The 25293-nt window shown below is 67.2% G+C and carries 23 protein-coding genes; 10 read left to right on the top strand and 13 right to left on the bottom strand.

The window, feature by feature from the left end; all coding sequences use genetic code 11:
- Window positions 1-124: 124 nt before the first annotated feature.
- Genes CXZ05_RS05960 through CXZ05_RS05970 form a run of 3 tightly spaced genes read left to right on the top strand, consistent with a single transcriptional unit; the run spans window position 125 to window position 2993 of the window.
- Window positions 125-1336 carry a thiolase family protein gene (locus CXZ05_RS05960; RefSeq protein WP_102971704.1) on the top strand — a complete coding sequence of 404 codons (1212 nt, stop codon included), beginning with the start codon at window positions 125-127 and terminating at the stop codon, window positions 1334-1336.
- 29 nt (window positions 1337-1365) lie between these two features.
- Window positions 1366-2142 (top strand): enoyl-CoA hydratase/isomerase family protein, encoded by a 777-nt coding sequence (locus tag CXZ05_RS05965; RefSeq protein ID WP_102971901.1) that lies wholly within the window; start codon window positions 1366-1368, stop codon window positions 2140-2142.
- Window positions 2139-2993, top strand: coding sequence for a 3-hydroxyacyl-CoA dehydrogenase family protein (locus tag CXZ05_RS05970; RefSeq protein WP_102971705.1), 855 nt, complete (start codon window positions 2139-2141; stop codon window positions 2991-2993). The genes CXZ05_RS05965 and CXZ05_RS05970 overlap by 4 nt, the downstream gene beginning before the upstream one ends.
- 39 nt (window positions 2994-3032) lie before the next feature.
- Here the strand turns inward: CXZ05_RS05970 and CXZ05_RS05975 are convergent, their stop codons facing one another.
- From CXZ05_RS05975 to CXZ05_RS05985, 3 genes are all read right to left on the bottom strand, one after another.
- A complete protein-coding gene (locus tag CXZ05_RS05975; protein WP_102971706.1) occupies window positions 3033-3263 on the bottom strand; it encodes a DUF6480 family protein in 231 nt (76 codons plus the stop codon).
- Between the two features lie 34 nt (window positions 3264-3297).
- A complete protein-coding gene (locus CXZ05_RS05980) occupies window positions 3298-3729 on the bottom strand; it encodes an SRPBCC family protein (protein ID WP_102971707.1) in 432 nt (143 codons plus the stop codon).
- 75 nt (window positions 3730-3804) lie between these two features.
- Entirely contained in the window at window positions 3805-4674 is an 870-nt protein-coding gene (locus CXZ05_RS05985) for an SGNH/GDSL hydrolase family protein (protein ID WP_180987286.1), read from the bottom strand.
- A gap of 257 nt (window positions 4675-4931) precedes the next feature.
- On the opposite strand from CXZ05_RS05985, the gene CXZ05_RS05990 reads away from it, so the two are divergent.
- Together CXZ05_RS05990 and CXZ05_RS05995 are read left to right on the top strand one after the other, a co-directional pair.
- Complete coding sequence (locus CXZ05_RS05990; protein WP_102971709.1) at window positions 4932-5639, top strand: tyrosine-protein phosphatase; 708 nt, start codon at window positions 4932-4934, stop codon at window positions 5637-5639.
- Window positions 5636-7855 carry a S1 family peptidase gene (locus CXZ05_RS05995; RefSeq protein WP_180987287.1) on the top strand — a complete coding sequence of 740 codons (2220 nt, stop codon included), beginning with the start codon at window positions 5636-5638 and terminating at the stop codon, window positions 7853-7855. Before CXZ05_RS05990 ends, CXZ05_RS05995 begins: the two co-directional genes overlap by 4 nt.
- Window positions 7856-7953: 98 nt before the next feature.
- Here CXZ05_RS05995 and CXZ05_RS06000 read toward each other — a convergent pair whose 3' ends face one another.
- From CXZ05_RS06000 to CXZ05_RS06015, 4 genes are all read right to left on the bottom strand, one after another.
- Window positions 7954-8250: an antibiotic biosynthesis monooxygenase gene (locus CXZ05_RS06000; RefSeq protein WP_258006464.1), complete on the bottom strand. Its 297-nt coding sequence runs from the start codon at window positions 8248-8250 to the stop codon at window positions 7954-7956.
- A gap of 89 nt (window positions 8251-8339) precedes the next feature.
- Window positions 8340-9668, bottom strand: coding sequence for a hypothetical protein (locus tag CXZ05_RS06005; protein WP_102971902.1), 1329 nt, complete (start codon window positions 9666-9668; stop codon window positions 8340-8342).
- 115 nt (window positions 9669-9783) lie between these two features.
- On the bottom strand, window positions 9784-10533 hold the full coding sequence (locus CXZ05_RS06010) for an ABC transporter permease (RefSeq protein WP_102971712.1): 750 nt from the start codon (window positions 10531-10533) through the stop codon (window positions 9784-9786).
- A 62-nt stretch (window positions 10534-10595) separates the two neighbouring features.
- Entirely contained in the window at window positions 10596-11054 is a 459-nt protein-coding gene (locus tag CXZ05_RS06015) for a PaaI family thioesterase (RefSeq protein WP_374754626.1), read from the bottom strand.
- A gap of 137 nt (window positions 11055-11191) precedes the next feature.
- Here CXZ05_RS06015 and paaZ point away from each other — a divergent pair, with 137 nt between their 5' ends.
- Both paaZ and CXZ05_RS06025 read left to right on the top strand, forming a co-directional pair.
- Entirely contained in the window at window positions 11192-13303 is a 2112-nt protein-coding gene (gene paaZ / locus CXZ05_RS06020; protein ID WP_102971713.1) for a phenylacetic acid degradation bifunctional protein PaaZ, read from the top strand.
- A 126-nt stretch (window positions 13304-13429) separates the two neighbouring features.
- Window positions 13430-13837 carry a VOC family protein gene (locus CXZ05_RS06025; RefSeq protein ID WP_102971714.1) on the top strand — a complete coding sequence of 136 codons (408 nt, stop codon included), beginning with the start codon at window positions 13430-13432 and terminating at the stop codon, window positions 13835-13837.
- 181 nt (window positions 13838-14018) lie between these two features.
- On the opposite strand, the gene CXZ05_RS06030 is transcribed toward CXZ05_RS06025, so the two are convergent.
- Both CXZ05_RS06030 and CXZ05_RS06035 read right to left on the bottom strand, forming a co-directional pair.
- On the bottom strand, window positions 14019-14852 hold the full coding sequence (locus tag CXZ05_RS06030) for a DUF427 domain-containing protein (protein ID WP_102971715.1): 834 nt from the start codon (window positions 14850-14852) through the stop codon (window positions 14019-14021).
- 68 nt (window positions 14853-14920) lie between these two features.
- Window positions 14921-15538, bottom strand: coding sequence for a TetR/AcrR family transcriptional regulator (locus CXZ05_RS06035; protein ID WP_102971716.1), 618 nt, complete (start codon window positions 15536-15538; stop codon window positions 14921-14923).
- A gap of 274 nt (window positions 15539-15812) precedes the next feature.
- Between CXZ05_RS06035 and CXZ05_RS06040 the strand changes: the two genes are divergently transcribed.
- Complete coding sequence (locus CXZ05_RS06040; RefSeq protein WP_102971717.1) at window positions 15813-18002, top strand: multicopper oxidase family protein; 2190 nt, start codon at window positions 15813-15815, stop codon at window positions 18000-18002.
- A 68-nt stretch (window positions 18003-18070) separates the two neighbouring features.
- Here CXZ05_RS06040 and paaK read toward each other — a convergent pair whose 3' ends face one another.
- Genes paaK through CXZ05_RS06060 form a run of 4 tightly spaced genes read right to left on the bottom strand, consistent with a single transcriptional unit; the run spans window position 18071 to window position 21729 of the window.
- Window positions 18071-19438, bottom strand: a complete 1368-nt coding sequence (paaK, locus tag CXZ05_RS06045; protein WP_180987289.1) for a phenylacetate--CoA ligase PaaK — start codon at window positions 19436-19438, stop codon at window positions 18071-18073.
- A gap of 10 nt (window positions 19439-19448) precedes the next feature.
- Complete coding sequence (locus CXZ05_RS06050; protein WP_102971718.1) at window positions 19449-19904, bottom strand: hotdog fold thioesterase; 456 nt, start codon at window positions 19902-19904, stop codon at window positions 19449-19451.
- Between the two features lie 36 nt (window positions 19905-19940).
- The gene (locus tag CXZ05_RS06055) at window positions 19941-20897 is read right to left on the bottom strand and encodes a CPBP family intramembrane glutamic endopeptidase (RefSeq protein ID WP_102971719.1); all 957 of its coding nucleotides are present in this window, start codon (window positions 20895-20897) and stop codon (window positions 19941-19943) included.
- Window positions 20875-21729 carry a CPBP family intramembrane glutamic endopeptidase gene (locus CXZ05_RS06060; RefSeq protein WP_180987290.1) on the bottom strand — a complete coding sequence of 285 codons (855 nt, stop codon included), beginning with the start codon at window positions 21727-21729 and terminating at the stop codon, window positions 20875-20877. The genes CXZ05_RS06055 and CXZ05_RS06060 overlap by 23 nt, the downstream gene beginning before the upstream one ends.
- A gap of 252 nt (window positions 21730-21981) precedes the next feature.
- Here CXZ05_RS06060 and pta point away from each other — a divergent pair, with 252 nt between their 5' ends.
- Complete coding sequence (gene pta / locus CXZ05_RS06065; protein ID WP_102971721.1) at window positions 21982-24114, top strand: phosphate acetyltransferase; 2133 nt, start codon at window positions 21982-21984, stop codon at window positions 24112-24114.
- 8 nt (window positions 24115-24122) lie between these two features.
- Window positions 24123-25277 carry an acetate kinase gene (locus CXZ05_RS06070; RefSeq protein WP_102971722.1) on the top strand — a complete coding sequence of 385 codons (1155 nt, stop codon included), beginning with the start codon at window positions 24123-24125 and terminating at the stop codon, window positions 25275-25277.
- The last annotated feature ends 16 nt before the right edge of the window (window positions 25278-25293 follow it).

The following is a 25293-nucleotide window of genomic DNA, read 5'->3' on the forward strand; positions in this document are numbered from 1 at the left end:
GTCGCGACAAGTGGACAAAAACTCCAGTTCCGTTGACCGGTTGCCCGCACCGTGTAATCTTTATAGAACGAACGGTCGGTAATTTATTCGCTTCCGGCCCAGCTTCTGCGAAAAGGATGTTCTCATGGTCGAGGCTTTTCTGGTGGGCGGTGCCCGCACCCCGGTGGGACGGTATGGCGGAGCGCTTTCGGCGGTCCGGCCCGATGATCTCGCCGCGCTGGTGGTCCGCGAGGCCGTGGCCCGGGCGGGTGTGGATCCGGATGCTATCGACGAGGTCATCCTCGGCAATGCCAACGGCGCCGGCGAGGAGAACCGCAACGTGGCGCGCATGGCGACCATCCTCGCCGGCCTGCCGCTGCACATCCCCGGCATCACCGTGAACCGGCTCTGCGCCTCGGGCCTGAGCGCCATCATCATGGCCAGCCAGATGATCAAGTCCGGGGCCGCGGACATCGTGGTGGCCGGCGGCGTCGAGTCCATGAGCCGTGCGCCCTGGGTCCAGGAGAAGCCGCAGGCGGCGTTCGCGAAGCCCGGCGACATCTTCGACACCTCCATCGGCTGGCGGTTCGTGAACCCCCTGTTCAAGAAGGGCGAGCTGTCGCGCGACGGGAAGATGACGTTCTCCATGCCGGAAACCGCGGAGGAAGTGGGCCGCGTGGATGGCATTTCCCGCGAGGACGCCGACGCGTTCGCCGTCCGCTCCCATGAGCGGTCCCTGGCCGCGATTGAGGCGGGCCGCTTCAAGGACGAAATCGTCCCGGTAACGGTCAAGACCCGCAAGGCCGAGACGGTGGTGGACACCGATGAGGGGCCCCGCGCAGGCACCAGCATGGACGTGCTGTCCGGTCTCCGTCCCGTGGTTCCGGGCGGCTCGGTGGTCACCGCCGGCAACTCGTCCTCCCTCAATGACGGCGCCTCCGCGATCATCGTCGCCTCCGAGGCCGCCATCCAGCGGCTCGGCCTGACGCCCCGCGCCCGCATCATCGACGGCGCGTCCGCCGGCTGCGAGCCGGAGATCATGGGCATCGGCCCGGTCCCGGCCACCCAGAAGGTGCTTAAGCGGAACGGGCTCAGCGTCGGAGACCTTGGCGCCGTCGAACTTAACGAAGCGTTTGCCACCCAATCCCTGGCCAGCGTGCGGCGCCTTGGGCTGGACCCGGACATTGTGAACAACGACGGCGGCGCGATCGCTTTGGGGCACCCGCTGGGTTCCAGCGGCTCCCGGATCGCCATCACCTTGCTGGGCCGGATGGAGCGCGAAGATGCGCGGATCGGCCTGGCCACCATGTGCATCGGCGTGGGCCAGGGCACGGCCATGCTGCTGGAGCGCGTGTAGTGCCGGGCCAGGACAGCGCGAACGGACACTTGAGCACCCGGGAGTTCAGCACCCTCCTGGTCGAAGAGCGCGCGGACCGGGTGGTGGTGCTCCTCAACCGCCCCGACGTCCGGAACGCCATTGACCAGCAGATGGTAGACGAGCTCCATGCCGTGTGCGCCGAGCTGGAGAAGAACCCCAAGGTCCTCATCATCGCCGGCACCGAAGGCGTTTTCGCGTCGGGGGCGGACATCGCGCAGCTGCGGGAACGGCGCCGCGATGACGCGCTGCAGGGCATCAACTCCACCATCTTTGTGCGGATCGCCAAGCTGCCCATGCCGGTGATCGCGGCGCTGGACGGCTACTGCCTGGGCGGCGGGGCAGAGCTGGCTTACGCCGCCGACTTCCGGATCGGCACCCCGGCCGTTCGGATCGGAAACCCGGAAACGGGGCTTGGCATCCTTGCGGCTGCCGGTGCCAGCTGGCGGCTGAAGGAGCTGGTGGGGGAGCCCGTGGCCAAGGAAATCCTGCTGGCCGGACGGGTGCTGAAAGCCGAGGAGGCCCTCGCCGTCAACCTCGTCACTGAACTCTACGAAGCCGCCGAGCTCATGGACGCCGCCCACCGGCTGGCCGACCGCATCGCCCGGCAGGACCCGCTGGCCGTCCGGATCACCAAGTCGGTGTTCCACGCGCCGGCCGAGGCGCACCCGCTGATCGACCAGCTGGCGCAGGGAATCCTGTTCGAATCGCAGGCCAAGTTCGACCGGATGCAGGCTTTCCTGGATAAGAAAAACGACAAGAAGAAAACAGACGGGACGAAGTCATGACCGCCATTCCCCAGTACGTCGGAGTCCTCGGCGGCGGCCGGATGGGCGCAGGAATCGCCCACGCCTTCCTCATCAAGGGCGCCACAGTGGTGGTGGTGGAGCGCGACGACGATGCTGCCGCCGGTGCGCGCACCCGGGTCGCCGACGCCGTTGCCAAGTCCGCTGCCCGCGGCGTTCTGGACGGAGCCCCGGAGGATGTCCTGGCGCGGTTCAGCGCGTCCACGGACTACTCGGCCTTCGCCGGCTGCGGCCTCGTGGTGGAGGCGGTCCCGGAGGATTTCGAGCTGAAGGTCAGTGCCCTGAAGGCCGTCGAGGAACAGCTGGCGCCCGGGGCGTTCCTGGCCTCGAACACGTCGTCGCTCTCGGTTACCGATCTCGCCGCCCAGCTGCAGCGGCCAGCCAGTTTCGTGGGGCTGCATTTCTTCAATCCCGTGCCCGCCTCCACCTTGATCGAGGTGGTGGTGGCCAAAGAGACGTCAGCCGAGCTGGCGGCCCAAGCGAAAGGCTGGACGGAAGCGCTGGGCAAGACCGCCGTCGTCGTCAATGATGCCCCGGGGTTTGCGTCCTCGCGGCTGGGCGTGGCGATTGCGTTGGAAGCGATGCGAATGGTCGAGGAGGGCGTGGCCTCCGCGGAGGACATCGACGCCGCCATGGTGCTCGGCTACAAGCACCCCACCGGACCGCTGAAGACCACCGACATTGTGGGACTGGACGTCCGTCTGGGCATCGCCGAGTACCTGCACTCGACGCTGGGGGAGCGCTTCGCTCCGCCGCAGATCCTCAGGGACAAGGTGGCCCGCGGCGAACTGGGCCGCAAGACCGGCAAGGGCTTCTTCGACTGGGCTGACTGACCTGCGGAACCTGACCCGCGGCCGTCTACCGCCGCCCGCCTAGAGCAGGCCGACGATGTAGCCGACGAAGAACAGCAGGCACAGCAGCACCACGATTCCGATCAAAACCAGCACCGCCACCTGGGTTCCCCGCGGCGGTCCGCCCTCGTCGTGCCCCTGCGGTCCGCCGGTGGAGCCTTCACCGGGCGGTGTTTCCCCCGGCGGCACTCCGCCGCCCGGTTCCAACCCGGTGATGTGGTCTTCAAGGGGGTCGGGGTTCTGGCTGCTCATGGAGTCCTCCTGGGCTGACTTGCGGCTGGGACGGTTACAGCGACTCGAGTTTCTGCCGAAGCCCGTTCAGGGCCGGATCGCGCAGCTTCATGAACTGCGGCTTGAGGATCGGCTGCAGCAGTTTGTAGGGCCAGTTGATCCTGAACTGGGCCGTGTACAGGATCTCGGAGCCGGAACTGAGTGACCGCACGTCGATCGAGTCAAAGGCCACGAGGTTCTGGTGTTCACCGCGGAGCTTGATGTGGTTGTCGAACAGTTCGATGACCTCATACTCGATGGGCTGGCGCTTGTTCCGGAACAGCGCCTCGGCATGGTAGCGGTGGCCGACGGCGACGGGCCCCTCGGTCAGTCTGTCCATCACCGCCGTGCCCGGATCCCATTCGCTGGTGTGTTCGAAGGCGGACAGGTAGGCGAACGCAGTCCGCGCCGGCAGGGAAGAACTGACAGTGCCCGAGACTGTGATCATGCTCCCAGCCTAGCCATGCGGGCCGGGGGGCACACCCCCGGCCCGCGACCGGAGCCCGGCCCTAGCGGCGAGGCCTTAGGGCACCAGCCCGGCGAGGGCAGGCACGTACCCGTAGGCGTAACCTGTGGCGGTCGGGTGGAACACGTCCTCGGGTCGACCGGCCGGCGCGCAGGTGTACGAGAGCTTGCAGATTGGCTCGGGTCCGACGATCCAGGGCTCAGCGGATCCGATTCCATGGTTGGTGAACTGGTTCGTGACGCTGACGTACTTCACCCGGTTGGCCAGCGCGGAGAGTGCGATGGTGCCGTTGAGGAGGTCCGCGGCGGAGTTCAAGGTGCGGACAGTGGTCTTCTGCTGCTCGGTCATCAAGGCGTTCGCCGTGAACAGCCGGGGGTATCCGGTCAGCACGATCCTGGCCCGGGGGGCGTTTTTCTTGATCACTGCCACCATGGCCTTGATTTTGCCTGGCAGCTGGGGGAGCTTAACCGCCAGCGAATTCACCAAGGCGGCCTTGCAGGCTGCTGTAGCGATGGAAGCTGCACATTGCACGGCCGCAGCTCCCGCGTCGATGTCGTTTCCGCCCACAGTTACTGTGATGACCGAGGCGTTCGCCAGGTACCGTGCCGTGCCGGGGTTGTAGGCAGCAGCAGTCACGATGGCGGACACGCCTGTCGTGGTCGCCCCCGAACAAGCCAGGTTTTCGCCGTCCAGCATGGTGGAATATGCCTCCTCCGTCTGAATACAGGGCTCCTGAATCCATGCGGGCCCTGCCTTATATGCCCCGCCGCCTATTCCTGCTGCATAGGAGTCGCCAAACCCGAGGTAGATGGGTGGCGGATCGGCGGCCGTGGCCGGTGCGGCGGTAAGGCCGGCGGTGAGCGCCAAAGCGGCCAGGACACCGGCCAGTCGGGCTGTGCGGCGTCGGATCAGTTCATTGGTCAACACGATGAAACCCCCTCATTCAGGGAAAACCATGGAATCGGATGCAGGGAAGGCTGCGGAGAATCGGCAAGCGATGAGCCGGGCCTGCCGCGGGCGGCAGGCCTGGAAACTGACGGCGCGAAGTGGCGCTCATCGCCCTAGGGTATGCCTGCGGAAGGGTCTGAACCCCGGCACCTGGTACTCGTTTTTCCGCCGCGTGGTCCGGCACTACTTGCTTTAAGCCCCTGCACCCGGACCCGAAGGTGTGGTTAGCTGGCTCCGTGAATGAGAGCGGACAGGTCGGCTGGGACGGGGCTGTGAACGCCTGGCTCGTGGCTGGCTCCGTCTACCGGATGGGGCGGCGGGAATGGGTCACCGAGGCTGGCTGGAAGAAGGCCTACGGGGACGGCATCCGCACCATCATCGACCTCCGCAACTCCGCCGAACGCCAGCCCAGGCCCAGCGATCCTGACGTGGGCGGGGCGCTCGCCGCGTTCGACGTCGTCCACGCGCCCACGGAGGATCCGGACAACCTTGAGTTCAAGGCCCTCTGCGATCCGTATCTCAACGATCCCGCGCACTATGCCGCCAATGCCCGCTTGTTCCCGGACCGGCTGGCCGCCGTCTTCAAGGCGGTGGCCGCTTCCTCCGGGGCCGTGGTGATTCACTGTTCCGCCGGCCGTGACCGGAGCGGCATGATCGCGGCCATGCTGCAGGACCTCGCCGGAGCTGACGACTCCGAGATCGTCGCCAGCTACCAGGCCGCCATGCGCGGCATTAACGAACGCCACCGGACCATGTGGCCCCCGCACCCGCACGAACGCTACCTTGACGAGGAAACCCTCGCCCCGCTCCTGGAAATCCGCGGTTCCCGGGTTCTGGGTTTCGTGCGGCAGCTCAACACCCGGGAATTCCTGCTGCAGAACGGCGTCACAGAGCCTGAGCTGGAGTCTGTGCTGGCCGCCCTCGGCGCTAGGGTTGCCTTGTGACTTCTTCCACATGCGCCCCTTTGCTCCGGCGTGCACTCGCCCTTGCGGCGGCGGCTGCGGTGGCGCTCGGTGCCCCGCTCGCGTCCGTGCCGGCTTACGCTGCCCCGGAAACCACGACGGCGGAAACCACGACGGCGGAAACCACGACGGCGGGGGGCGGCTCCGCTGCCCCGGCGGCCGTGCCGTCCCCGGCCGTCCCGGCGGCGGGCGGCCGGGATGCCCCGGGAGCCTTGCCGTCCCCGGCCGTCCCGGCGGCCGGCACCGCAACAGCCGAACTGTCCGGAGAAGGCCTTGCCGACGCCGTTCTGCAGGACCTCGGCATGACCGTGGCGGAATTCAATGCCGCAGGAGAGCAAGGCAAGCGCGCGGCCGCCGCCCTGCCCAGGCTCCGGAAGGCCGCAGGATTCGAGTCGATCAGGCTGGGCGGGGGCAGAATCGTGGTCGAAGGTACGGGCGCGGACCTCGCCAACGCCGTGCGCGCACTCAACGAGGCCGATGCCGAGTCCCGGCAGGAGTTCGTGCTGGCGCCCTCCGAAGCGCCCGCCGCGGCGGCCCCTTCCTCGCAATCGTCGCCGCTCCCGGCGTCCGCCGATTCTTCGCCCACGCAGCCTGCCGCCGAGCCGGACCCAGCGGCCCCGGATCTCCGTGCTACGAGCATTGACCAGCTTTACCGGGCCTACCTCCGGGAAGTGGGACCGGCCGGGCTCCAGGCCGTGGCCGAGGCGGACGGCAAGTTCGTTATCCGGACGGGCGGTGTGAACCAGCCCGAGTCGGAGCCGCAGGCCGGGCGTGTTGCTGACACCGACGGTCCGGCTGCCCCGTCTGCCGGTTCGCCCGGCGGGTCGCTCCTGTCACCGTCGGAATTCGTGGAGCAGTACGCCAACGTGGTCCTGGAGAGCGGGGAGCCTCTGGTCAGGGAGGAGGACTTCTTCGGCGGGCAGGGGTACAGGATCGACGGCTGGGTGGCCTGTTCCGCCGGGTTCAGCGCCTTCGATGCCGAGGGCCGGCCCCTGGTCCTCACAGCCGGCCACTGCGCTGACGACGGCGCCGCGCGGCTCGCCGAGGTGACCCTGCCCGCCGGGGATCCCGCGGGCGGATCCGTGGCCGAAAGCGCGGTTACCGGAAAACTCGGAACGTTCGGGTTCAGCCAGTTTGGCGGCCCCGGGAACTCGCGGGTCACCGATCCGAAGAATCCCGGCACCCCCGGAAACGACATCGCCGTCCTGGAATCCATCCGCCCCGGCCTGGATGCGCGCCCGGCTGCCGCCACCTGGGCGGATGCCACCAATCTTGCAACCGGCTCAGTACCAATTGTGGGCACGGCGTCGCCGTTCCAGGGGCAGCCCGTCTGCCGTTCGGGGCGAACCGTTGGGTGGTCGTGCGGAACTGTCGACGAGGTGGGGATCTACATAGTGGGCGGGGGCTCGGGGGACCCTGCAGACCTGCGTTCCTTCCGCGGATTGTTGTCCAGGTCGGTGGAATCCAGCGGCGGCGATTCCGGCGGTCCCTGGATCAGCGGAAACTACGCCGTGGGCACACACTCCGCGGGCAACAGCCGCTTCTCCACCGAGAACTTCGCCGTGGCGGCAACGCTCGAGGAATCCATGGCGGTCCTTCCGGGCGTGCAGCTGAGGCTGTTTCTGAACAGGCCAGTCCTTGCCGGCGTCCTGCCTCCGGGGCCCATCAAAACCGGCCAGCGGGTCGCCGGCCGGCTCGCCTCGGCGCCGGCCACAGACGTTCCGGCGGGAACGCAGGTCCGGATCACCTTGCCCGGCAGCGATCCCTTCGACGTGGACGTGGACGCCCAGGGAAAATGGGCCTTCAGCGCGCCCGCTCCAGCCGGGGAGTTCACCGCCCAGACGATAAACGGCTTCAGCCGCTCCGGGCTGAGCACCTTCCGCGCTGCGGCCGAACCGGCGGCACCTGAACTGCCAGCACCGGGCGGTGCCGGTGCCGGTGCGCCCAGCCCCGGCGGGTCACCGTCAGCGCCCCCGCCGGCGGCCGCTCAGGGTGGCGAGCCTGCGGTGCTCGCGCCCGCGCCGCAGCCTACAGTGGTGGCCGTGCTTCCGGCTGCAGTTCCGGACCCGGATTCACGGCCGATGATGCTCGCCGACACGGGGGTATCCGGTCTGACGCTCGCCGCTGCTGTAGCGGGCGCGGTTCTGCTGCTCGGCGGCCTGGTGCTGGTAGCCGTGCGGCGCGGCGGCAGGCGCTAGCCGCACAGCGACAGATGGCGCCTGCGCCATACGGTGCGCTGGTGCAATGTGGGACGCGGTCGGATTGGACAGAGCTGGGCAGATGGAGCCGTGCCGGCTCAGCCGATTGTGGCGGCTTCGTCCAGCGTGTGCGGCTCGAAGTGCTCAATGATGTCGCGGATCGACGCCAGACCCTCGGTGAACGTCGCCGACGCCCGCCACTGTTCGACCTGCTCGAGTGAGGCCCACGGCCCGGTGCTAATGAAGCGGTTGGGCACATCACGGTCACGCTTCAGCAGGCCCCGGCCACCCGGATAATCCTTGTGGGTCCGGTCGGCCATGTCCTTCCAGGCCTTCACGAAGTCGTCCTCGTGGCCCGGCTTCACAAGCCAGATACCCAACGTGTATACAGACACATCCAACACCTCCATTGGTGTGCAGAGCGGATATCTGATTATCGTCCCGCACCGCAGCACGCGGAAGACGCTGCTGGCTTACGCCACAGCTAGCAGTTGGCCGGGCTGTATTCGTAAGCGCCGGCGTCGGCCAGTCCGGCTCCGGAACAGTGCCCTTTTTGCGGAACGGGCTTCAGGTCCAGGTCCACCCCGGAATGGCTGCTCTCCGCGCGGTCTATTGCCGGGCTGCCGCTGGTGAGGTGGAGATCCTTGCGGGGATCGGCGAATTTTGCGGGAGCCGTCGTAGAACTGTTGTCGAGCGGGACATTGCTGGGGCCGTTGACGACGTTAGACTGCTCCGTCCAGCCGGACCCGTCCATCCACAGGGCGTCACGCACGGCCACGAGGATGTTGGCGCGGACGACGGTCGACGAGGGGCAGCGAGCGTGGCAGACCACGCCGCGCGAACGGCTGCCGTTAAGCCATACCGTGTTGAACTCGAAGGTGGTGCTGTTGGTGGGGCCGTAGCGTGTGTCCGGGCCGCGGATGATCAGGCCTGCGGCGTCGGCGCACTTCTTGCCGCACGAGGAGCGGATCAGGTTGTAGCGGAAAGTGTTGCCGTCTGCCTTCCCGTCGGAGCGCCCGACTTCGGAGAACATGTTGTTGTCTATGGCCTTGTTGTGATGGATGTTGTTGCGGCTGCCGTCGTAGATCTCGAAGGCGCTTCCGTCCCGGCGGAAGTCGTAGGAGTATGCCGTGGAACCGGTGACGGTATTGCCCGAGAACTCGTTGTCGTTGCCGTTGATCAGCACGCCGAACGCACCCGAGTCGTCGCTGCAGTTTGCTTCATCCGCGGTGCCGCACCGCCTTCCCGGGCTGTTGACGTTCATGATGTTGTTGTCCGTCAGGACGTTGTTGGAGTAGTTTCCGAAGTCCGAACCCGTGCCCACCCTAATTCCGGCGCTGTTCTTGGAAGCCTCGGAATTCTTCACCACCACGTGGTCGCCGTACACGTTGAAGCCCGCGTACCCGCAACCGGTGGCGCGCAGCCCGTCAACCTCGATGTAGCTGCCGTCCAGCCGGAAGCAGTCTCCGCCCTCCCCGCTGGTAATTGTCGGCAGGTCCCCGTTCCCGTAGCTGTTCAGTCTGATGGCCGACGACGGCGTTCCGCTTTCGTCGAGCACGACCTTGCCGATCCACTCGTCACCCCTGCGGAAACTGAGGGAGTCTCCGGGGTTGAATGCCGTCTCGTTGACTTTCATCAGCGACTGCCAGGGCGAATCCGGGGACGTCCCGGAGTTGGTGTCGCTTCCCACAGCACTCACGTAAAAGTGGGTGGGCGACGTCGAAGGGGCAGGCTTCGCTACGCAGCCCATCAGTAGGACTACCAAGAGGACGGCCGCCAGCGCCGCGGCGGCCCGTGTGGATCGTGTGCTCATGATTGCACCTGCTGGGCAGACAATGAGGGCCCGGCCCAGCAGTGCCGCCGCCTCTGGTCCGGAGCGGCCAGAGTACAAAGCGCCCGGCGCAATGTCAACGGCACGTGCCGGGTTCCTACCTGAGAGGTGCGGGCCGTACCCGGACCGGTGCCAGCATGCCGATGAGCAGGACGGCGGTGACCGACCCGGCAGCCATGATCGAGGCCAGCACCACAATCTGGAACCGGCCCGCCTCCAGCGGCGAAAGCCCGCCGAAGATCGCGCCGACGAAGGCCCCCGGCAGCGTGACCAGGCCCGTCGTCTTGGTCTGGTCCACCGACGGAATGAGGGCGGAATATACGGCGCTGCGTGCCATCTCGCGGGTCGCCTGCCGGGGAGAGGCGCCCAGGGCGAGCCAGCCCTCCACCTGGTCCCAGCGGTCGATCACGGCCTCGTTGAACCTGCGGCCCGCGAGCGCCGCAATCGCCATGGAATTGCCCACCACGATCCCGCCGATCGCCAGCGCGTAGCGGGAGGTGAACTCGATGGCGCCGGTACCGAACACGATGACCAGGGCTGCGAGGATGCCGACTGCCATCGAACCGGCCACGACGCCAAGGTGGCGCCAGGACCAGACGAGGCGGCGTGCGGCGGTAAGGGCAGCGACGGTGAACATGACGGCCAGCGCCACGGCCACCCATTCGGCGCTGGCGATCACGGCGCCGAGGATCAGGCTGACGGCTGCGAGTTGCGCCGCGCCGCGGAGGATGGCCAGGGCCGGCGCAAAGGCGTGCGGAACCCGGAAACCTTTGAGGACGGCAGCGGCCAGCGCCATCAGGAGGCCCACCGCGATCAGGGTGGGGGGCAGGCTGCCAAGCTCGGTCACCAGATCAGCCTAGCCGGGGGGGGCGGTGCTGCGGAGGGCTTCAGACGGCGTCAGGGAAGACGTCAGGCCCTCGGGGCAAGCAGCAGGTTGGTGATCCGCATGCTGCAAAGCCGCTGCCCGGCGTCGTTGGTGATCAGCACTTCGTGCGTGGTGAGGGTGCCGCCGAGGTGGATGGGGGTGGCCGTGATGGTGATGACGCCGGTCCGGGCCGAGCGGTGGTGCGTGGCGGAGACGTCCACGCCCACCGCGGTCTTGCCCAGCGTGCTGGCGTGGATCACCGCCGCCCACGATCCCACGGCCTCGCCCACGGCCAGCGAGGCGCCGCCGTGCAGAAGGCCGAACGACTGCCGGTTACCCTCCACCGGCATCGTCGCCACGACGCGCTCGACGGACTCCTCCACGATTTTCACTCCCATCTTCTCGTCCAGCTCGCCGAGGGTGATCTTCCACAGCTCTCCGGGCGTTGGGCCTTGGGGTGCTTGGGTAGCCGTCAGTTCTGCGTCGCGGGCTTCCGGCGTCATGTGCTCTCCTTGGGTCGTGTGCGGTGCCACTAGTGTGCAGCGGGGCACATTCATGTACTGTAGACATATTACCGAACGGACGGTCAGTAATGTTCTGGCCGGATCAGATTTGTCCCCGTTGGAAGGACCCGTCAACGATGACCACCACCGCCACTGCCCCCGAGGCCACCCTGGACACCGTGCAAACCGTCCCCAGTTTCGTGCAGGATTCCTGGTGGACTCCCGACGCCGGCTCGGCAGCTTCCGCTGTCCCCGTCCGGGACGCCAGCACGGGCGAGATCCTGGCCAAGGTGAGCACAGACGGACTGGACCTGGCCGCCGTCGTGGACTACGGCCGCACCACCGGCCAAACGGAACTCGGCAAGCTGACCTTCCACCAGCGTGCCCTCAAGCTCAAGGAACTCGCGCAGTACCTGAACGCGCGGCGCGAGCACTTCTATGCGTTCTCTGCCCAGACTGGCGCCACGAAGATTGACTCGATGATCGACATCGACGGCGGCATCGGCGTGCTCTTCACGTTCGGGTCCAAGGGCCGGCGTGAACTGCCCAACGCCCAGGTGGTGGTGGACGGGCCCATGGAGGTGCTGTCCAAGGACGGATCGTTCGCTGGCGAGCATATCTACACCCGCATACCCGGGGTCGCCGTGCAGATCAACGCCTTCAACTTCCCGGTCTGGGGCATGTTGGAGAAGCTCGCCCCCGCGTTCATCGCCGGCGTCCCCACCATCGTCAAGCCCGCCACGCCCACCGGCTACGTCGCCGCGGCCGTGGTGAAGGCCATCATCGAATCCAACATCCTGCCCAAGGGATCGCTGCAGCTGATTTCCGGCTCGGTCCGCGGGCTGCTGGACGTGCTGGACTACCGCGACCTCGTGGCCTTCACCGGCTCGGCGTCCACCTCGCAGTCCCTCAGGTCTCACCCGAACGTGGTGCTGGGCGGCGTGCGGTTCACCTCCGAGACCGACTCCCTAAACGCCGCCATCCTCGGCCCGGACGCGGTGGAAGGCACCCCGGAATTCGACGCCTTCATCAAGTCCGTTGTGACCGAAATGACGGTCAAGGCCGGGCAGAAGTGCACCGCGATCCGCCGCGCGATCGTGCCGCAGGAGCTGGTGCCCGCCGTGGTTTCCGCCATCGGGGCCCGCGTGGAGCAGCGCGTGGTGCTCGGCGATCCGCGCGCCGAGGGAGTCACCATGGGCGCGCTCGCCTCCGTGGAGCAGCTCGCCGATGTTCGCGCCGCCGTGCAGTCCATGCTCGACGCCGGCGGTGAGCTGGCGTACGGAACCCTCGATTCGCCGTCGGTCACCAGCGCGGACGGAGCAACGGGCGTCGTCGAGGGTGGCGCCTTCATGTCTCCCGTGGTGCTCAGCTGGGCTGACGCCGAGGCCGAGCCGGTCCACTCGCTGGAGGCCTTCGGTCCGGTGTCGTCGGTGATCGGGTACAAGGACATTCCCGACGCCGTCCGGCTCGCCGCCCGCGGCGGCGGTTCGCTGGTCGCCTCGGTCTGCACCAACGATCCGTCCGTGGCGCGGGAACTCGTCACGGGCATCGCAGCCCACCACGGCCGCGTGCTGATGCTGAACCGCGAGGACGCACGTTCGTCAACCGGCCACGGATCGCCCGTCCCGCACCTGGTCCACGGCGGACCCGGACGCGCCGGCGGCGGCGAGGAACTGGGCGGCATCCGCTCCGTGATGCACCACATGCAGCGCACCGCCATCCAGGGCTCGCCCAACATGCTCACCGCCGTGACCGGGATCTGGCACACCGGCGCCGACCGCAACTTCACCATGGACACTGAGGGCACGCACCCGTTCCGCAAGTCCCTCGAGACCCTGCGCATCGGCGACGCTGTCCGTTCGGAGCTGCGCGAGGTCGCGCTTGAGGACATCTCGGCCTTCGCCAATTCGACCGGTGACACGTTCTACGCCCACACCAACCAGGAGGCCGCGGAAGCCAACCCGTTCTTCCCGGGCATCGTGGCGCACGGCTACCTGCTGCTGGCCTGGGCTGCCGGGCTGTTCGTTGAGCCCGCCCCGGGTCCGGTCCTGGCCAACTACGGCCTGGAGAGCCTGCGCTTCATCACTCCTGTGGCTGCGGGGGACTCCATCCGGGTGACCCTTACCGCCAAGAAGATAACCCCGCGCGAGACCGACGAGTACGGCGAGGTGGCCTGGGATGCCGTCCTCACCAACCAGAACGACGAAATCGTGGCCACCTACGACGTCCTCACCCTCGTGGAGAAGTAACCCGCACGCTTCCTCAGGTCCTGTCGGGTTTCCTGGAACCCTTCCGCAATGGTGCCGGCAGTCAGGAATTTCCCCTGATCTTTCAGGGCTTCGGGGCGTAAAATGACCCGCGTAGGAGGTGGCGAAATGACCCTAGCACTGAGAACAGCCACAACCATCCTGCCTGTCGATGATCCGGACCGCGCCCGCGGATTTTACGCGGAAACGTTGGGCCTCCCACACCGTGGCAAGGCTGAAGATGGAAGCGATTTATTCGGCAACGCTGACGGCCCTATGCTGCAGCTGATGCCTGTAACTGACGGAAAGCACTCCGAGCACACCGCATTGAGTTTTGAGGTCACTGACATTGAACGGACCGTCCAGGACATGGAGTCCAAGGGCGTTCGGTTCCAGGACTATGACCTCCCCGATTTGAAGACCGATCACCACATCTGTGCAACCGACGCCGAGAAATGCGCCTGGTTCATGGACACCGAAAACAACATCCTCTGCGTCCACGAGAGGCTCGGAACACAGGCTGAATATCAGCTCTGATCCGCCGCACTGTCGCAGACTCCAAACCCTTCCCCGCCTAGGTGAGGAAGGGTTTGGTTTTAAGGGGCGAAAGGTGAGGTAGGGCTGGCCAAAAAGCAGCGAAAGGTGAGGAAGGGTTGGCCAAAAAGCAGCGAAAGGTGAGGGAGGGGTGGGAAAGGCGCGGCAGGAGGTGAGGGAGCGTTCAGGACCAGGGGGTGACCGGGTGGTCCTGCGGCTCACCGTCCACGAACACGTCCGCCCGCTCGTTGAAGAAGCAGACCAGCCCGTGGATCTGCCGGGCGTCGATTAACCGCGAGTCGTAGGCCCAGGCGATGTTCTTGCCCCGGGCCGACTCCGGATAGCTCCAGTACTTGGCCTCGCCCTTGTAGGGGCAGACGGTCCGGTGCGGGCTGGCCTCGAGCAGGTTCAGCCGCACGTCCTCGGGCGGAATGTAGTAGCGCACGGGAAGCAACGTTTCGTAGAGCAGATGGGCTCCGACAGTATCGGCCAGCAGCACACCGTCGAGCTTTACCTCGATGCGCCGCAGGGTGGCACGGATGTCCACGCGGTGGAACGGGTCCCTCGGGTGGCCGATGATCTCCTCGTGGTCCTCGAGCCAGTGGAACGCGCCGAAATCCAGCACGACGTACCCCGCCAGGTCCGGATCCGAGGGCCGGAAAGCGGCCCGGGGCACGCTGAACGCGGATGCCACGACGTCGAGCTCCTCGCCCGCCGCAGTGTGCCGCCTGAACCCGGTTCGCGGGTCCAGCGCCGGCGGCGCCTCTGCCATCAGGCGGACCGGATACTCGTCCGGACCGGCGTCCCCCTCGGCTGCAGGCGGCTCGAGCCGCGCCAGCAGATCCTTTTCGGGCACGGCGTAAACCGGGGTGACGCGTTTCGGTTCCCAGACCAGGAGGGCTTCGCGTGTGTCGACGACGGGACTTCCGTCGATGCCCGCGCGGATCCTTTTGGAGGTGGGCTGGTACCGGAGATCAGGAAATGCGCCGAACAGCAGATCCGACAGTTTCGTGGCCATGCATTCAGGGTGGGCATAAGGGCGCCCGGCGTCAACGGCTAATTCGCCAACGCCTGCCCGTTGGCCTGTCAGGGCTTGGCGTGCAGGCCGTCGAACGCCATGGTGATGACGTCGTCGGCCAGCTTTTCGGGTGAGAGCGAACCGCCTGGCTTGTACCACTCGACTATCGAGTTGATGGTTCCGAACAGGAGCCGGGTCACGGTGCGGGGATCGATGTCCTGGCGCAGCGACCCCTCATCGCGGGCCGCAGAGATCAGCTCCGCCACCCTGTGGTCGAAGGCGCGACGGCGTTCCATGGCGTCTCGTTCGATGTCCGTGTTCCCGCGCAGCCGCAGCAGCAGCGTGACGAAGGGCAGCCGCTCCACCAGCACGGCGATGGTCTGGCGCAGCACAAACTCCAGCCGCGCGTCGGCTGCCCCGGAGGTTGCCCCCGGCTGGTCCAGGATGGCTTCCAGTCCGCCGAGCGCGTGGTCCAGGGCGAGCTTCAGCAGGTCGCCCTTTGACGGCACATGATGGTAGATCGCCGACTTGGAGATGCCCAGGTTTTCGGCCAGGATGCCCATGGATGTGGCATCGTAGCCGTGGCGGTTGAAGACGTCGACGGCGATCAGCAGCACGGACTGCTGGTCGTAGCCGGGGCGGCCGCGTTTGGTGGGGGCTGCTGTGCTGGCTGCTGTACTGGGCATACGGGCTATTTTCTCATGAACGTTCGGTAATCCGGAGCAGGTGAAAACAAAACGCCGGCAGACCGCCCATTCGGAGGGTCTGCACGGCCGGCCATCAGTTTTTTCCCAAGGTATGAATCCCACAGTTTCGCTAAGGGGAATAGCGGCAGCAAAGCTGATTCACGGGACAAGGAGGTCCCTGCGGTCAGGATTCGGTCTCAACAGCCATACCTATTGGATTGACGACCGGGGCGGTGTAGTTGGCACATGCCGCCATGCCTAGGAGGCACTGACCATGTCTGAACAATCTGCAAACACCAACGGGCTGAGGCGCCGCACGCTGCTTCGGCTCAGCGCGGCCGGGGGAGCCGGCGCCGCACTCGCGGCAGCACAAACCTGGGCGGCTCCGCTGCTGGCCCGGAGAGGGCTCCTCTCGCCCGACGGCGCCTTCGCTGCCACGTCTACGGCGCTTGGCGATGTCGTGTTCTACATAGAGAAGTTCCCCACGAGCCCGCTGATAGTCTCGCCGTTCAGCGACCCGCTGCCCATCCCGAAGGCGCTGGCCCCGGTGCCGAAGTCGGTGTACAACGCTTGGCGGAATCCACCGGGACCGGGACCGGGCCAGCAGAACTCGCTGCGCAATGAACAGCACCAGTTATGGCCGAGCCGGATTGGCTATCCAGACCCGATCGTCTACAAGATCGATGTGCTGCTTCGGACCCACGCGTTCACTACGTCCCAGGTGCTGCCGATCGACTCGGACGGCAATCCGACTGTCTCGTTCGATTCATCTGGCAGAACCTTCGCCGCGGGCACGAAGCGGACGTTGCCTCCCAGCACGATCTACGGCTTCAACGGCACCTTCCCGGGGCCGATGATCAACGCCGAGTACGGCAAACCGGCACTCGTCCGCTTCGAGAACCACCTGGACGAGAACCCTCTGAACCTTGACCGCCAGGACTTCGGCTCGCCGGACTGGTCCTTCCTGACCCACCTGCACAACGGCCACACCGCGCCGGAGAGCGACGGCAACCCGCACTACTCGATGGTGTCCGGGCCGAAGCACCCGGGCTTCCTGCCGCGGATGTGGGTCGACCAGCTGTACCTGAACTGGCCTGCCGGCAATGACGACCGGGAAAAGCAAAGCTTCTTTTGGTTCCACGACCACACGATGGACCACACCGGCTCGAACGTCTACAAGGGCCTGGTGGGCCTCTACCCGATCTACGACCCGAAGAACGGCATGGACATGGGGGACGAGCGGCAGGGACTGCGCCTGCCAGGTGTCCGAAAGAACAATCCGGACGGGTCCTTCGACGTGGACTACGACATCCCGCTGGCCTTCTCGGACTTCCGTCTGGACGACGGCGTGACCACGCACAAGGACATCCACGACGTGCAGGGCGAGTTCCCGGCCGCCAAGAACCCTGCCAAGCACCGGGAGTGGTGGGGCAAGACCTTCTACAAGCACTTTCCCAATCATGGGTTTGTGGGTGACATCTGCGCGGTCAACGGCACGGCCTCACCGGTGCTGGAGGTCAAGCGGCGCAAGTACCGTTTCCGGTTCCTGGACGCCTCGGTCTCAAGGATCTACGAGTTCAAGCTGATGAGCTCCACCAAGGGCGCGAAGTCGTCGGTGTCGCTCGGCTACGAGGATGACGAACTTGAGGGCCAGTACCGCATTGAGGACGGCCAGCAGTGCATGCAGTTCACGCAGATCGCCTCGGACGGCGGGCTCCTGCCGTTCCCGATCAAGCGGCACTCGTTCGAATTGTGGCCCGCGAAGCGCCGCGAAGTGGTCATCGACTTCACCCGCTACCAGGACGGAACACCCACCACCAAGGGCGACGTCATCTACCTCACCAACGTCATGAAGATGCCCAACGGGCGCATGTGGTCCAACTCGTCCCGCTTCTTCCCCGACCCGAAGTACAAGGTGCCGCTGCTCAAGTTCGTGATTGGCGACAACGCCCCGGACGACAGCCGGATCCCGGCGGCCCTCCGTCCGCTTCCCCCGCTGCCAAGCAACTGGCAGAGCATGCTGGATAACCGCCTGATCTTCGAGGTGAAGCGCGGCGCCGCCGGAGGCGAGACCGAGTGGCTCATCAACGGCAAGGCCTTCGATCCGGCCGCCGTCGCGGCGAGCCTGACAAACCGTGCCGGCCGCGCACCTCTGGCCCAGCAAAAGAAGGGCAGCTTCAACCTCTGGGAGCTTCGCAACGGCGGCGGCGGCTGGGTCCATCCCTTCCACCTGCATATGGAGGAGCACCGGACCGTCATGCGCAACGGCAAGGACGTGACGCGTGCAGGAGATCCAGGGCATCCTGACGACGTCTCGAAGGAAGACCTGGCAGCCCTCGACCCTGGCGAGTCAGTGATCCTCTACCGCGGCTTCCGGGACTTCGTAGGGCCGTACGTGGCGCACTGCCACAACCTGGCGCACGAGGACCACGCCATGATGTTCGGCTGGGAGATCACACCGTAACCGCCGCCTGAAGCCGTCGTCTCGGGCGTGTCCCGCACACAGGCCCGAGACGACGGATAGCCCGGAGGTTACCCCTTCGGCCGCAGGTCGTAGATCCGGCGCAGCTTGCCGTTGGAGCGCTCGAGCGAGCCGGGCTCCACCACGTCAACGGTGCACGAAGAACCCACGTGGATCTTGATCTGCTCGCGCAGGGTGCGGGCCGCCGTCGTGCTCTGCCCGGTGGTGACGTTGTCACGGCGCTCGATCTTCACGGTCAGCTGGTCCATCCGCTGGCCCTCAGGCCGGGTCAGCTCGAGCTGGAAGTGCGGGCTGAGCTCGGGGATGCGCAGGGCGATTTCCTCGATCTGGGACGGGAAGAGGTTCACGCCGCGGAGGATGATCATGTCGTCGCTGCGGCCGGTGATCCGCCCCATCCGGCGGTGCGCCGGGCGGGCGGTGCCGGGAAGCAGGCGGGTGAGGTCCTTGGTGCGGTAGCGGATGATCGGCAGGGCTTCCTTGGTGAGCGAGGTGAACACCAGCTCGCCGTGTTCCCCGTCGCCCAGCACGTTTTCCTTGCCCGGCGCCGGGTTGAACGGGTCGATGATCTCCGGCCGGAAATGGTCCTCCCAGATGTGGCTGCCGTCCTGGGTCTCCAGGCATTCACCCGCGACGCCGGGCCCCATGACTTCGGAGAGGCCGTAGATGTCGCAGGCTTTGATGTTCATGGTGACCTCGAGCTCGTGCCGCATTTCCTGCGTCCACGGTTCCGCGCCGAGCACCGCGTACTTCAGCGAGGTGGACGTGGGGTCGATGCCCATGTGCGCCATGGCGTCGGCTATGGTGAGCAGGTAGGTGGGTGTGGCCAGGATGGCGTCCGGCTTGAAGTCCTGGATCATCTGGATTTGGCGTTCAGTCTGCCCGCCGGACATCGGAATCACCGTGCAGCCGAGGGCTTCGGCGCCGGCGTGGGCGCCCAGCCCGCCGGTGAACAGCCCGTAGCCGTAGGCGTTGTGGACCTTCATGCCTGGCCGCACGCCCGAGGCGCGGAGGCAGCGTGCCACGAGTTTGGCCCAGTCGGCCAGGTCCTGCTTGGTGTACCCGACAACGGTGGGCCGGCCCGTGGTGCCCGAGCTTGCGTGCACGCGCGCCACCTCGCTTTGCGGCACGGCGAACATGCCGAACGGGTACTCCTGGCGCAGGTCCTCCTTCGTGGTGAAGGGGAAGTTGCCAAGGTCGGCGAGTTCGCGCAGGTCCGAGGGGTGGATTCCGGCGTCGTCGAACTTCCTCTTGTACAGCGGGACCCTGTCGTAGGCGTACGCGACGGTGTGCTGGAGCCGGCTGAGCTGGAGCGCCTCAAGTTCGTCCCGGGACATGGTCTCCTCGGGGTCGAGGACCGCGTCGGCGGGCGTGGCGACGGTGCTTGCCGCGACAGTGGGTTCAGGGGCGTGGATGGTCATGGTCTGCTTCCTACTTCTTGGGGATGGTACGGCTGCGTCCGCGGAACTCGGCAATGAGTTCCCCCGGCTTGCCGGAACTGGCCTCAGCACCGGGATCAGCAGCGAAGATCTGGATGTCGTAAAGGCCGCTGCGGCCCGCGCTGGAGCGGCGGTCGGCGACGGCGGTGATCACCTGGCCCTGGTAGGCCGGCTTGAGGAAGTTGATGTCGACGCCGGCAGCAACGGTGATGCTGTCAGGGTCGGCAGGCGACGCGGGGTTGCAGGCGAGGGCGAACGCGGAGTCTGCAAAGGCGAAGATCATTCCGCCGTGGGCCATGCCGAAGCCGTTGAGCATCTCCTGCCGGAGGGTCATCCGGATGGTTGCGTGGCCGTCACTCAGGGCGAGGACTTCTATGCCCATCCATTCCGAGGCGTAGTCGTTCTCGAGGATGTGGTGGGCCACACCGGGGATTGCCGTTTCAGCCATGCGTCGTTGCCTCCAGCTTTATTTACCGAATGTTCATTAGGTAATCCCATTGGAGGGGTTCGTGTCAAGGGTGCGGGCCAGCCGGAGGGGCCCGGCGACGGCAATAACCACCAGCGCTGACAGGACATGAAGGAGTGCAACGGTCCACCAAAGCGTGAGGTAGCCCGGCCCCAGCATGGCGGGGAAAACCAGGGCCCCGAAGGTGTTGAATGCCGCGTGGAAGACCATGCAGATGGGCACGCTGCCGCTGCTGTTGTAGAGCCAGGCCAGCAGCACGGACTGCGCCAGGACCATCAGCAGGAACGGAAGCGCCGGCCGCTGCCCGGTGGGATCCGACAGCAGCTCCGGCAGGTGCCACGCCGCCCACACCAGCCCGAGGAGCAGCGCCGCCGACAGGGACGGGCGGTCCCGCTGCAGGAGCGGCAGGGCGTAGCCCCGCCAACCCAGCTCCTCGAAGAGGCCTACGGCCACCAGCGTGAACGCGAAGGTGCCCAGCAACATGAACCAGCCCGGATTCGGGCCTAGCTCCGGGGCAGGCGCGCCGCCGGAGACCGTGAGTCCGGCAGAGACCGCCACCAGCAGAAACGGCAGTCCCGCGGCGGCGGCGTACCAGCGGCCGGCCACGCGCCAGAGGGCCAGCTGCCGGAGCAGTTGCAGCAGTTCGTCCTTGCCGCCTGCGAGGTAGGCGGTGATGGCCGCGGCCAGGGCGGGTCCGAACGGTATCAGGGGCGAGCTGTTCGGGTTGAGGAGGGTCAGCGGCCACAGCAGCCATGAAATGGCGAAGGCAAGAGCAAAGAACAGCGGGAGCCGGTGGCCGGCCGGCCAGGTCAGGTCCCCGCGCGGCCCTGTGGTCCGGCGCCGTGCTTTGGTTCCGCGCCCCGATACGGTTCCGTGGTGCGCACCCTCCTTCCGGGCCCGACGGCGGTCCGGGCCGCCAGGATGCAATGCCCGCCTGGCGGGTGTGGGCTGCTCAGCCGGCGACCGGTGCGCCACGGCCCGCCTCCGCTGTCAGTGTGCGGAATTTCCGGAGCAGCGCCAGGACCACAAGCAAAAGGGTGGCCGCGGCAATCTGCTGCCACGCGCCGTCGAACACTGCTAGTTTTGACTGCTCCGAGGCGTTGAACGAGGCGTGGAGGAGGGCCACGATCAGCAGGCTCTGGCCCGTTCCGAGGTAGGCGATGCCCACCAGCAGACGGAACAGCGGGGCGAAGACCAGAAGCACGCCCCACGCGACCGCCACGTCCGGCCACGGGGTGGCGCCGAAGCCCTTGTCCGCAAAGGCCAGCGGGAAGTGGATGAGCGCGAAGGGAATGGCGGTGAGCAGGCTGCCGGTCACCAGGCCGCGGCGCTCCATCAGCCGGCGCTGGACCACCCCCGTCCAGGCCAGCTCCTCCCAGAGGTTCCCCAGCAGGGCGCCGACGATCAGCGTGTTCAGCAGGTATGACCCTGCCACCGTGGCCCACCCGTCCGCGGGCTGATGGAACGTGCCGGCGGCGGCCGCGATGAGTACGGTCAGGACGGGCAGGGCAAGGACTGCCGCCACGTACCAGCCCGTTCCGACACGCCAGCGGACGGTTTGGCGGAACAGGGCCTTAACGCCGGGCTTGCCGTCGGCTGCTCTGGTCACCAGGACGGCGGTTCCCAGCAGGATCAGCAGTTCGGCGAGGATGCCGGGCACGGCATTGCCGAGCAGCGTGATGGACAGGATGAGCGCCACCCACGTCAGCCCGATCGCAATGACCAGGAACGCCGTCACCGGGCGGGCAGCGATGAGCCGGCGCGGCGGAGGGGCGGATGGATCGGAAGCGCGGCCAGCGGGGTTCATCGGGACCACCATCGTTCAGGACGTCGCAGCTCAGCAGGCTGCTGCGGATGGGCCGGTCCCGGGGCGCTGGCCCACTCCGGATCCGGGACGGCGATTGTGCGCCGACGTGGCAATCAACACCATTGTCTGCTCCCGGAAGCACGGCAACAAGTGAAAGTATGGGGGAGTGCGCGCCCCGGCGCGTCAAGTCAGTAGTCCGGCACGTCCAATGCAGTACGTTCCACGCAGGAGCTTCCAACCAGAGGACAGATCATGGCCAAAGGGATATATGTCAGTGCGACCACTCCGGGATCGGGGAAGTCGCTCATAGCGCTGGGCCTGGCGGACACGCTCCACCGGCACGCGGACCGGATCGGATTCTTCAAACCCGTGGTCCACGGCGACGACGCCGGCGCGGATCCGATGGTGGCGCTCATGAAGTCCCGCTTCGACCTGGACGACCAGCGCTGCCGCGGCGGGCTGACGTTCACCGAGGTCAGGGGCCTGCTCGCCGAGGGCAGGCGCGAGGACATCGACTCCCGCTGCGTGGAGATCTTCGCCGAGATGGGCCGGCATTGCGACGTGATCATCGTGGAGGGCACGGACCTCACCGGCCACGACGCCGCCGTCGAATTCGACCTCAACGCCCGCCTGGCCAACAACCTGGCCGCGCCCGTCGTGGCGGTGGTGGGCGCCAAGGGGCGCAGCGTGGCGGAGGCCGCGGCCGCCGTCGACGTTGCCCGCAAGGAACTCGCCGCGGAGAAGTGCTCGCTGCTGGCCATGATGGTGAACCGGGCGGACCCGGAGGACGTGGACGCGATCATTGCCGCCGTGAAGCCGGGCGCGTCCGGCCGGCCGGTGTACGTCTTCCCGGAGCTGGAGGATATCGCCCGGCCCACCACCGGTGAGGTGGGTGCGGCCCTGGCGCTGCGGCAGATCGCCGGCCGCGCGGACATGGAACGGGACGTCCGTGACGTCAAGGTCGCCGCCATGAATGTGGGCAACTTTTTGAACGTGCTCGACGACGGCGCGCTGGTGATCGTGCCCGGTGACCGGGCGGACGTGATGGTGGCCTGCCTGGCGTCGTCGTTCTCGCCCGAGTTCCCCGTGCCGTCCGGGCTGATCCTCACCGGCGGCCTGGCCCCGGACGCCAACATCTACCCGCTGCTGGCCTCCGCGCCCTTCCCGGTGTTCGCCACGGAAGATGACACCTACACGACGGCCCGGCGCGTGTCCGAGGTCCGCAGCGAGATCTGGAGCGGCCACCGGCGCAAGGTGGCGTCAGCGCTGGGCCTGTGGTCCCGGCAGGTGGACGAGGCCGAGATGCTCGAGCGCCTGCACCTGCCCCGTGCCGAGCGGATGACGCCGCTGCGGTTCCTGCACGACCTCGTCGAACGTGCCCGCTCGCAGCGCCGCCACATCGTGCTACCGGAGGGCAAGGACATCCGGATCCTGAAGGCCGCCGAAATCCTGCACCGCCGGGACGTCTGCGACCTGACGCTGCTGGGCCGGGAGTCCGACGTCCGGGAGCTCGCCGCCAGCCGGGGCATCGACCTCGCCGGCATTAACATCGTGGACCCCGCCACGTCCGAGCTGCGCCAGGACTTCGCAGCCAGGTACGCCGAGCTCCGGTCGCACAAGGGCGTTGACCTGGCCCGGGCACTGGAGGTCATGCAGGACGAAAGCTACTTCGGCACCATGATGGTCCAGCTCGGCGTGGTGGACGGCATGGTGTCCGGCGCCGCGCACACCACGGCCCACACGATCCGCCCGGCGCTGGAGTTCGTGAAGACCCGGGAGGGCGTGAAGATCGTCTCCTCTGTGTTCCTCATGCTCATGCCGGACCGTGTGCTGGTCTATGGCGACTGCGCGGTGAACCCGGACCCGAACGTGGAGCAGCTCGCGGACATCGCGCTGGCCTCTGCCGAGACCGCGGCCCAGTTCGGGGTGGAGCCGAGGGTGGCCATGCTGTCCTACTCCACCGGCGGCTCGGGCTCGGGCGAGGCCGTGGAGGAAGTCCGGCAGGCCACCGACCTGGTCCGTGAGCGCCGCCCGGACCTCGCCGTCGAGGGCCCCATCCAGTACGACGCCGCCGTGGATGCCTCGATCGCCGAGTCCAAGATGCCCGGCTCGTCCGTCGCCGGGCAGGCGACCGTGTTCATCTTCCCGGACCTCAACACCGGCAACAACACGTACAAGGCGGTGCAGCAGAGCTCCGGAGCGGTCGCCGTCGGGCCCGTCCTTCAGGGGCTTCGCAAGCCCGTCAACGACCTCTCCCGCGGTTGCACCGTGGAGGACATCGTGAACACGGTGGCCATCACCGCCATCCAGGCGCAGAGCCTGGCCGTCCCGTTGGAAACCCCCAGCACCACAGAATCGTCCGCCGTTACAGCAGCCAAGGCTTAGGAGGCCCCATGCTCGTGCTTGTCATCAACTCCGGCTCGTCCTCGCTCAAGTACCAGGTGCGCGACGTCGCCACGGGCAGCGTGCTCACCGAGGGCCTGATCGAGCGGATCGGGGTGTCCAACGGCGGCCAGGGCGACGGCGAGGTGGTGGGCCCGGCGGACCATGCCGAAGCCCTCGAACAGGTGGACGCGGCCATTCATGAGGTGCTGGGCGAGCGGCAGCTGGACGCGGTGGGGCATCGGGTGGTGCACGGCGGCGAGCGGTTCGGCGAGCCCGTGCTGGTCGATAACGAGATCACCCGCGCCATCGAACGGCTCAACCCGCTGGCGCCGCTGCACAACCCCGCCAACGTGCTGGGCATCCGCGCCATCACGAAGAAGTGGCCGGACATGCCGCAGGTGGCCGTGTTCGACACCGCCTTCCACCGCAGCCTGCCCGAGCACGCCTGGCGCTACGCCGTTCCCGACGAGCTCTACACCAACCACGGGATCCGGCGGTACGGCTTCCACGGCACTTCGCACGGATACGTCACTAACCGTGCTGCCGCGCTGCTGGACATTCCGGTGGAGGAGTTCGACGGCGTGATCGCACACCTGGGCAACGGCGCCTCCGTCACGGCGATCCGGGGCGGCAAGTCCGTGGACACATCGATGGGCTTCACGCCGCTGGAGGGCCTGGTCATGGGGACCCGTTCCGGCGACCTGGACCCGTCCATCCTGGTGTTCCTGGCCCGCACCGGCTGGAACGCCGAGGACCTCGATTCGATGCTCAACCGCGAGTCCGGGCTCAAGGGGCTGGCCGGCAACAACGACATGCGGTCGGTGGTGGAGGCAGCCGAGTCCGGTGATTCCCGCGCGGCCACCGCCCTCGCGGTCACCTCCTACCGGCTGGCCAAGTACATCGGCGGCTACCACGTGGCGGTCGGCGGGGCGAAGGCGCTGGTGTTCACGGCCGGGATCGGCGAGAACTCGCACCAGTTCCGTGCCTTGGTGGGGGAGAAGCTGGGGGCGCTGGGCATCGAGCTCGACGCCGGGCTGAACAGTGAGCGGTCCAAGGAACCCCGCGTGATTTCCACCGAGGCTTCCGCCATCCCCGTGCTGGTGGTGCCCACGGACGAAGAGCGCGCCATCGCCGAGGCTACAGCCGCCGTCGTTGGAGGCTAGGCGCCTGGTCAGCGGG

Source organism: Arthrobacter sp. AFG20, assembly GCF_002892795.1.
Classification (GTDB): domain Bacteria; phylum Actinomycetota; class Actinomycetes; order Actinomycetales; family Micrococcaceae; genus Arthrobacter.